We start from the raw sequence: 8938 nt of genomic DNA, 5'->3' as shown, positions 1-8938 counted from the left end.
TTGAAGAAAACAGCGCCGGTGTAGTTGACGGTCATCGGGTCCGGATCATCGGTGCGCATCAGAGCGGACGGATCGCCGAAGATATGCCATGTGTCGGACATATCGACCGCGCCGACCTGCTCCATCATGTAAGCCGAACCGTTAAAGCAGTTGGCGCCGAATGTCCACATAGTTCCGGCGATCAGGAGGTCGGTGACCTCATCCTCAGCATACATCGGCGGAGCCCAGGACTGGTTGATAGAGGAAGCATAGATACCCATCGCGCCAGTCGGGTTACCGTTGTTCTGAGCCCGCATCCAGGCTTCCGCAAAACAAGTCGGACCATCAAAATCGCCGTTGACACAGGCGACCGAGATGATAAACGGAAGCATGTTGTCGTTGGTCAGGGCGTTAATGTCGGAATTGTTGAAGCTGGTGGTCGACCATGCAGTGGTACTGCCATGACCGCAGTAGTTGATGAAACTGCGACCTTCGTTGAGGCTGGCAGAAACCATCGCGTCGCTAGCCGATGAACCGTAGAACTCATCGACTTCGGTGAAGGTGAAAGCCAGAAGGTCGTCACGGATGTAACCCATATGTTCGTCATCGGATTCACCGTAGTGGCCACTGCCGGCACCCTGGGTCGAGGCGACACCCATTCCCTTATGGAGCCAGTCACCGCTGGTGACATTGAGCTCGTGGTAGATAGTACGATCGACCTGGGTCTCGACATCAGCGATAGTCTCGGCCGAGAATCGGCCGATAATCACATCCGGGTAATCGTCGGTGCCGATCACCTTGCCGTAGGTAGGATCGGACGCGCCGCCAGAAGCCGACGGGGTCGGGACATGGATATAGTCACCCACCAGGAGTACGAAAGCCAGGTCGGTGGTGTCCTCGAAATCATCGATGAAATTCGAAATCGAGGTGACATTGGCACCGATCGTGGCGACATCGACCAAAGTGGTCTTGATACCCTTCTGGAGCTTCCAGTCGACAAACGGCTGCATCGCGGTCATGTATGTGCCATGAGAGATTACCAGCATCTCGCCTTCCTGCGGGAGCATGGTGTATTTGCCCATCATGTGATCGAAATTGATGAAGCGTCTTTTGTAAATGTTCTCGAAATCCGGGACCACATGGGTGCGGTCGGCATTTTCGAGGATATTGACCTGACCCATGCCGATGTTCTTGACCTCGACTGTTACCGAGGTGAAAACACGCAGGGTCTGACGCTGGGGATGATACTGGAATGCGTTCAGGTCGATCACGGTACCGCGATAGTCGCGCATGATGAACGGCTCGCGGATAGAGGCCAGTTCCCGCGGATACCATGAATCAGACTGGTAAACATCACCGAAAGGATACGGGACATCATCCGGATTGACAGTACGCAAAAGGTTACCCTTGGAAGGAGCAACCGGAGTATGGTCAACGTCGATATATTCCGATTCGATGACATTGACATCCATCTGAGCGTCATCCGGGATGATGATCGAACGACTCAGCCTCGGAAGATCAGGAGCACCCTCATCCAGCAAAATAGCTTCGCCGGGAAGGCTGACCTGATAATAAGAGTCACCGTTGATGTCGATCATCTTTTGATGATAAGCCCCTATTTCAAATTTTACCAGAGTCCGGTAGTCATTGGACTCCAGCACAGTAACGTTAACATCCTGCCCTGAAGATGTGAGTTCGATGCGTTCCGCTGACAGCACTGAAACAGCGAAAAGCACCAGAAACACAGAGAGTAACAGTTTGGTGCGCATGTGGATCCTTTCTGTTAGGTTATATTAAGCTAAATTTTCTGCTACGATCAGGCACGGGTAGTATGGCCCATTTTTTATTATAGACAGGTAAACTAACATACTTACAGCCAGTTTAATATAATAATATATGTAATTATGGCAATAAAAAATTGCCGGATTCAATCCTTAAATCTTCATTTAACTGCAAAGCTCAGCGTAGTTTACATTTATACGCCACCACCCTGTTCAAAATTTGAGCAAATCAGATTACGGTTTTGTTGATTCGTCGAAAAAAAGAGGGGGGATATTGTCCCTTTTGGCTATGGAAACCTTTTCATTCTTCCGACGTTATAATTGAGATAAACAACACAGCCTCGGGGGTTTAGATGATTCAGGATATCGATTCGATCGAAGAGTTTGAGAAAATTCTGTCTGAAAGCGCGGAAAAACCGGTGTTTTTGTACAAGCATTCCTCGACCTGTCCGATTTCGGCTGGAACCTGGTCTGATTTAAAGAAGTACGTAAAAGACAACGGGAAGGCGTTGTTTTACCGCGTCATGGTCCGCGAAAACAAACAACTGTCACATGAGATAGCCGAAAAATGCGGAGTTAAGCACCAGTCGCCCCAGATGATTCTCTTCAGGGATGGTAAACCGGTCTGGAAAGCTTCGCATTACGCGATCTGCGACAGCGCTATGGATGAAGCGCTGGGTTGATCGATTTGGTCTGTTTAACAGAACATGATCGTTGCCTGAATTCTATATTATCGGCTTCTGCGTAGCACGGTCAAAATCTGCTTGCCCGAACAGTCTAAACAACTTACCTTGCCTGAATTTAAGGTGAGTATGGCCGATACTTTAGATAACAGGTGATATATGCTGAAACCGGATGAACAATTTGAAATACTGACCCAAAACGTGGTCGATCTCCTGCCTGAAGGCGAACTCCTTAAAAAGCTGGAAAAATCGTATAAAGAGAACAAACCTCTCCGGGTCAAACAGGGTTTCGATCCAACCGCCCCGGATATTCACCTGGGTCATACGGTCGGCCTGCGGAAGCTCCAGCAGTTTCAGAGCCTGGGGCACAGGATAGTCCTGATTATCGGCGATTACACCGCCATGGTGGGCGATCCCTCGGGCAAATCTGCAACCCGTCCACAGCTCAGCCGGGAGCAGGTGATGGCAAATGCCAAAACCTACCAGGAACAGTTCTTCAAGCTGATGAATCGTGAGGATACCGAGGTGCGCTACAACGGTGAGTGGTTTGCCAAACTGCAGTTCAGGGATATTCTCGAGCTGACCTCGCGCTTCACGGTCGCCCGTATGCTTGAACGGGATGATTTCGAGAAACGGTACAAATCAGGTGCGCCGATCTCGGTCCATGAACTCTTGTATCCATTGATGCAGGCCTATGATTCGGTCATGGTCGAGGCCGATGTCGAAATCGGGGGTACCGATCAGCTCTTTAACCTGCTGGCGGGGCGTACGATCATGGAAGCCTACGGAATCGAGCCCCAGGTGGCATTGACAGTGCCGATCCTGGAGGGTGTCGACGGTGTCCAGCGAATGTCCAAATCGGTCGGCAATTATATCGGGGTATCTGAACAACCAAAACAGATTTTCGGCAAGATCATGTCGATCCCGGATGCGTTGATATATAACTACTATCGCCTGACAACCGACGCCGATGATGACAGCCTGGCTGATATTAAAAGAAAACTGGATGATCCCAAAGCGAACCCGATGGAGCTGAAAAAGAAACTGGGCGAGAAGATTGTGGCCATGTATTATTCCGAGGCCGAGGCGAAATCTGCCCGGGATGATTTCGAGGCGGTTTTCTCCAAGCGGGAAATTCCCGACGATATGCACGAGATTGTGGTCAGTCAGTCTGATTTCCGGGAAAAGGGGGAGATCTACTGGCCCAAGTTTCTGGCCGATCACAAGCTGATGGAATCATCCTCCAAGGCGCGCAACCTGATCAAGCAGGGCGGTTTTCAGATCGATGGCGAGAAATTCACAAAATTCGCGGTCGAGCTGCCCTTCAAGGGTGAACATATACTCAAGGTCGGGAAACTGCGCTGGGCCAAACTTATTGTTAATTAGAACTTTCCAGGGAGTTGGTGGTTAAAGAATGGTGATGAGACCGAAATTATACATACTTATTACCGCATTGACAGCGTTTTCGATGCTTTCCGGATGCGGTCCTAAACCGAAAGTCGAGTTTGAACCGGTCAGCGCGGAGGAACTGCGTCAGCCTCCCCTTAACCCGGTGGCATTTTATCACTTTACGAATGGTGTCATCGCCGAACTGGAAGAGAACTACGAACTGGCTCTGTCATACTACCGGACCGCTCTGTCGCACGAGCCTGACAGCTACGATATCCGGGTCGCGCTGGCCAATCTGTACCTGGGCATGCGTGAATACGATGAAGCCTGGAAAGTGCTCAAACCCCTCGACAACCGTTTTTCGGAGGCGGTGCTTTTGAAGGCCGATGCCCACCGCGGGCTGGGTGACTGGCAGGAGGCGATCAAGTATTACCGGATCGTCGAAAAACTCGATCCGACAGAGATCGCTCCCCACTGGTACCTGGGAAATTATTATAAACAAACCGGGCAGTTCGAAAAAGCGGTCAGTCAGTATGAAAAAATGACGGCATTATCCAATAATCCCCAGGTGTACAACGAGCTGGTCCAGCTCTACCTGACGGTGGGTGATTCGACGCGCGCCATGAAAACCTACGAAACCTCGCTGGCAATCGATCCCGGCCCGGAAAACCGCGATGCCTATATGGGCTATGCCGACCTGCTTTTGAATAAAGGCGAAATCGATTCGGCGATCACGATGGTGACGAGATTTCTGGATCAGTCTCCGCGTGATTTGGAGACCCGCTTCAAGCTGATCGAATTGTATATTACCACCGAACGCGATGATGACGCGATCTATGAAATCCAGTCGGTGGCCGAAAACTATCCCAACCGCTCACAGATACTGGGACGGCTGGGGCTTCTGGCACTCGATGCCAATCAGATCGAAATGGCCAAACAGTTCTTTACCGAGCTGGCGGAGATGAACCCGAATAATTTTCTGGCACAGTATTACCTGGGAAGAATCGCGCAGTTCAACCAGGATTTCGAGCTGGCCAAGGAGAGATTCTATAACGTCATCGATATGGCCGACACTATTCCCGACGGCTGGATCAACCTGGCCGAGGTCTACCGTGTGCAGGATTCGCTGGATATGGCAGTCGATATCCTCAAACAGGGTATGTCGCGGGTTAAAACCGGCCGTGAAGATATGCGCCTGTTTTTGTCGCGCTACTATTCCGCCCAGGAACGTTACGAGGCGGTGGTCAATATCCTCGATGGCCTGATCGATTCCGAAACGGACGATGTCCCAACCCTGTTCACGCTTGGTTCTGCGCTCGAAAGAGTGGGACAGGTCGACAGTTCCATCGCGGTGTTTGAAAGGCTTCTAAAACTTCAACCGAATTTTCATCCGGCTCTCAATTATCTCGGCTATATGCTGGCCGACCAGGGAATTCGTCTGCGGGAAGCCAAACAGATGATCGAGGATGCTCTGGCGCAGGATTCTCTCAACCCGGCCTACCTCGACAGCTACGGATGGGTGCTGTTTAAGATGGGGGATCTGGATGAAGCCGAAAAATATATCCGCAAAGCCCTCGAACAGATGCAAAACGATGTGGTGATCTGGGATCACCTGGCGGAAATCTATTACGCCAAGGGCCTGCGCGAACAGGCTCGTGAGATGTGGGAGAAAGCTTTGGCGCTGGATCCCGACAATGCCACGATCAGGGAGAAACTCGACCGGTGAAAACGCCTGCCGGATTAACCGCAATTCTACTTGTATTTACCATTTTATCGAGCATAGGTTGCGCCAAGATTGAACCTCCTCCGGGTGGTCCGCCCGACGAAACAGCGCCCGAGGTGATCGCTACAACACCTCAAGCCGGGGCTCTGAACGTTGCGCGTGAGACCGATATAGAAGTGACATTCTCGGAGAAAATCAAGGCCGATGAGATTGCGCAAAATGTCTTTATCTCTCCAATGCCTGCTGTTGCTCCCCGGATCAAAGTCGACGGCGATAAAATCAAAATCCGTTTCGCGGACAGCCTGAAAATGGATCAGACCTACCTGGTCGCGCTCAAGACCGATATCGAGGACCTGCGCAGGAACCGTATGGAAAATCCGTTCAAATTCGCTTTTTCCACAGGCCGGATGCTCGATTCCGGTTCGATCGCGGGACAGGTCTATGAAAACTTCAATTCAGCTGACAGGGTTGATATCTGGCTGTTCGAGGCCGACACCGGTTTTTCAATTTTCGACACACTTCCCGACTATATCGGACAAACCGGCAGTGACGGTAGTTTTCGGATGGATTATCTGGGACTTGGAGAATACTATGCTTTCGCGGTCAAGGATGTCGGCTCCGACCGTGAATATGTGCCCGCGAACGATCCGATCGGGATCCCCGCGAACCTGATCAGACTTGATTCACTTGATCCGATACTGAGCGGTGTGAGATTCAATCTCATATCAGCCGATACGATCCGGCCTGAGCTCGGTTCGGTCGAATATAACCGCGACCTGTTAATCGATGTCCGTTTCAGCGAGGCAGTGAATTGCGCTGACTTGTCAACTCAAAATTTTACGCTGTTAAATGCTGACAGCCAGGCGGTTGAGCTCGAAAAAATCTACTCCGCCCGGCAGATTTCGACCAGGCTGTTGCTGAAGCCTGTCAGCAGTCTCGATTCGGGCAGTTACCAATTGAGTATCAAAGAGGTGCGCGATCAAAACGACAACCCATTGGCCGAGGACAAGGATACCGCCTCATTTGTGGTTACAAACCGTACTGACAGCCTTCCGCCCACGTTGCTGAGCACCTTTCCGGCCGACCGTCAGCCCGATTTCCCGCTTGACTCGATGATCCTGCTAAAATTTTCCGAACCGGTTGTAATCGATTCGGCCGACACAGTGCTGACTGTGATGATACCCGATTCGAGCCTTCTTCCGATCCGGGAAATCGACGCGCACAGCCTCAGCATCAGAGCGAAGCTCCCGCTTGAAGAGCCTGACAGCGGGGATTACCTGCTCTACATAGACTTGACTCGTATTCATGACCTCTCCGGAAATCCTGCCGGCGATTCGATCCTCACTGTCGGTTTTGCATTATTGGACAAATCTGACTGGGGAGCGGTTTCCGGCAAGGTATTACTGCCTGGAAGGAATCAGTATGCCAACCCGCTGATCCGTCTGCGCGCGCTTCAGGGGATGCTCGAAATGGATCTCGATTTAGATGATTCATTGCGCTTTTACCTCGATCTCCCCGCCGGGAGATATATCTTCTACGCTTTCGATGACCTCGACTCAAACGGGAGCTATGATCCGGGACGTATACTGCCGATAGAGTATTCGGAACCGTATTACCTGTTTGCTGACACGATCTCGGTCCGGAACAGGTTCGAGACCGAGGATATACTGCTTGAACTCGAATAGAACTACGAGAGTAAAAAATTTAAGTTTTTTGGTGAAATGACGTTTCACTTCTGTATAATGAATATATGAGACGGCGTATGAAGAGGACGACATCGAGCCCGTCAAAAAGCGGGCGCAATATCCCCAAAAAAACCATCGCGATCAGCACGCTGGTGGCTGTTCTGGTAATCTCGGGTGTGCTGTTTGCCTCTTATATTAATCATATCTACAATCACGAACTGCCCGATATCGACAAGCTCTACAATATCGAGCCGTCTTTGATCACGCGGATTTACGCGCGTGACGGTTCGATTATCCAGAAATATTTTGCCGAACAGCGCAACCTGATTACATTCGACCGGATCCCGCAGAGAATGATCGACGCTATCCTCTCGGCCGAGGACAAGAATTTCTACAAACACTGGGGAGTGTCCTCGCGTGACTTGATGCGTGCGGTGATCAAAAATTTCACCAGCGGGTTCGGTTCACAGGGAGCATCGACTATAACCCAGCAGCTGGCGCGGATGCTGTTTCTGGATCGCAGTTTAAGTATCGAACGCAAGATCAAGGAAGCCCTGACGGCGGTCAAGATTGAGAGGCTCTATTCCAAGAACGAAATTCTCGAAATGTATCTTAACCAGTATGATTTCGGCAATCGCTCGTTCGGTATCTACGAGGCGGCCAAAAATTATTTCAACAAGGATGTCGAGGAACTTTCGATTGAAGAATGCGCCATGATAGCCGGTCTGCCGGCGGCGCCTTATGGATTCTCACCGATTCGGAATCCCGACAGGGCCCTGAAACGACGTAACCAGATCCTTCAGAACATGGCAGACAACGAAAAAATTACGCAGGCCGAAGCTGACAGCGTCAAAAAGCTTCCGATAGAAGTCGATCTGTCCAACCAGCCGGCTACTTACGGCGGATATTTTTCTGAATATGTACGCCAATACCTGGTCGATCGTTACGGTGACTCAGCGGTCTATTCCGGAGGCCTGTCGGTTTATACCACCCTCGATCCTTACATCCAGCGTGTGGCTGAAAACGCGGTCAAGGAGCAGACCGATAAAATTCAGGCCCGGATAGATTCGGTCTATGTACCTGAGCATTCGCATTTCGATGAGTACGTAGTTGAATACTATGATGAAGAGGGTGATTCGATCGCTTATGATCATAAGCAGATACAGGCCGCTTCCCTGGTTTTAAACAACACCACCGGGGATATACTGGCGATGGTGGGTGGCAAGGATTTCACCGAGTTCAAATTCAATCGCGCGGTGCAATCATTACTCCAGCCCGGGTCGGCTTTTAAACCGTTTGTCTATACTGCGGCAATCGACAACGGCTATATGCCTGCCATGACTATGTGGGATACTCCGGTTGTTTACACGATTCCGGGCGCGAAAGAATGGCGTCCGCATAACTTCGACAACAAGTTCGACGGCAAGATGGCGATGCGTGAGGGATTTTATCGCTCTCGCAACCTGATCGCGATTAAATTATTGAACATGGTTCAACCGCAACAGGCGATTTTCTATGCCCGCAAGATGGGCATCGACTCGCGCCTCTCACCCGATCTGTCGCTGGCGATAGGCACCAGCGAGGTACGACTGATCGATCTGGTCTCCGCCTACTCTGTTTTTCCTAACGGCGGGGTAAAGGTGGAACCGAGATTTATCTATAAAGTTGTCGATCGCTATGGCAATGTGCTGGAAGAGA

The 8938-nt window shown here is 50.8% G+C and carries 6 protein-coding genes; 5 read left to right on the top strand and 1 reads right to left on the bottom strand.

Going from position 1 to position 8938, the window contains the following annotated elements:
* A partial coding sequence (locus GF404_10040; protein MBD3382523.1) for a hypothetical protein occupies positions 1 to 1748 on the bottom strand: 1748 nt, incomplete at its 3' end.
* Positions 1749 to 2113: 365 nt separating this feature from the next.
* Between GF404_10040 and ytxJ the strand changes: the two genes are divergently transcribed.
* The 5 genes from ytxJ to GF404_10015 all read left to right on the top strand — a co-directional run.
* Positions 2114 to 2443: a bacillithiol system redox-active protein YtxJ gene (gene ytxJ, locus GF404_10035; GenBank protein MBD3382522.1), complete on the top strand. Its 330-nt coding sequence runs from the start codon at positions 2114 to 2116 to the stop codon at positions 2441 to 2443.
* A 159-nt stretch (positions 2444 to 2602) separates the two neighbouring features.
* Complete coding sequence (locus GF404_10030; GenBank protein ID MBD3382521.1) at positions 2603 to 3829, top strand: tyrosine--tRNA ligase; 1227 nt, start codon at positions 2603 to 2605, stop codon at positions 3827 to 3829.
* Positions 3830 to 3857: 28 nt separating this feature from the next.
* Positions 3858 to 5558, top strand: a complete 1701-nt coding sequence (locus tag GF404_10025; protein MBD3382520.1) for a tetratricopeptide repeat protein — start codon at positions 3858 to 3860, stop codon at positions 5556 to 5558.
* The gene (locus tag GF404_10020) at positions 5495 to 7240 is read left to right on the top strand and encodes a hypothetical protein (GenBank protein MBD3382519.1); all 1746 of its coding nucleotides are present in this window, start codon (positions 5495 to 5497) and stop codon (positions 7238 to 7240) included. The genes GF404_10025 and GF404_10020 overlap by 64 nt, the downstream gene beginning before the upstream one ends.
* 65 nt (positions 7241 to 7305) lie before the next feature.
* A partial coding sequence (locus GF404_10015; protein ID MBD3382518.1) for a hypothetical protein occupies positions 7306 to 8938 on the top strand: 1633 nt, incomplete at its 3' end.

The organism is Candidatus Zixiibacteriota bacterium, assembly GCA_014728145.1.
Lineage (GTDB): Bacteria > Zixibacteria > MSB-5A5 > JAABVY01 > JAABVY01 > WJMC01.
Note: the sequence above shows the minus strand (reverse complement) of the source record. Positions and strands in the feature narration are given on the sequence as shown.

Excerpts from the sequence above, each read along its gene's own strand:
- GF404_10030 (MBD3382521.1), top strand. The coding sequence starts at position 2,603 with ATGCTGAAACCGGATGAACAATTTGAAATACTGACCCAAAACGTGGTC.
- ytxJ (MBD3382522.1), top strand. The coding sequence starts at position 2,114 with ATGATTCAGGATATCGATTCGATCGAAGAGTTTGAGAAAATTCTGTCT.
- GF404_10025 (MBD3382520.1), top strand. The coding sequence starts at position 3,858 with ATGGTGATGAGACCGAAATTATACATACTTATTACCGCATTGACAGCG.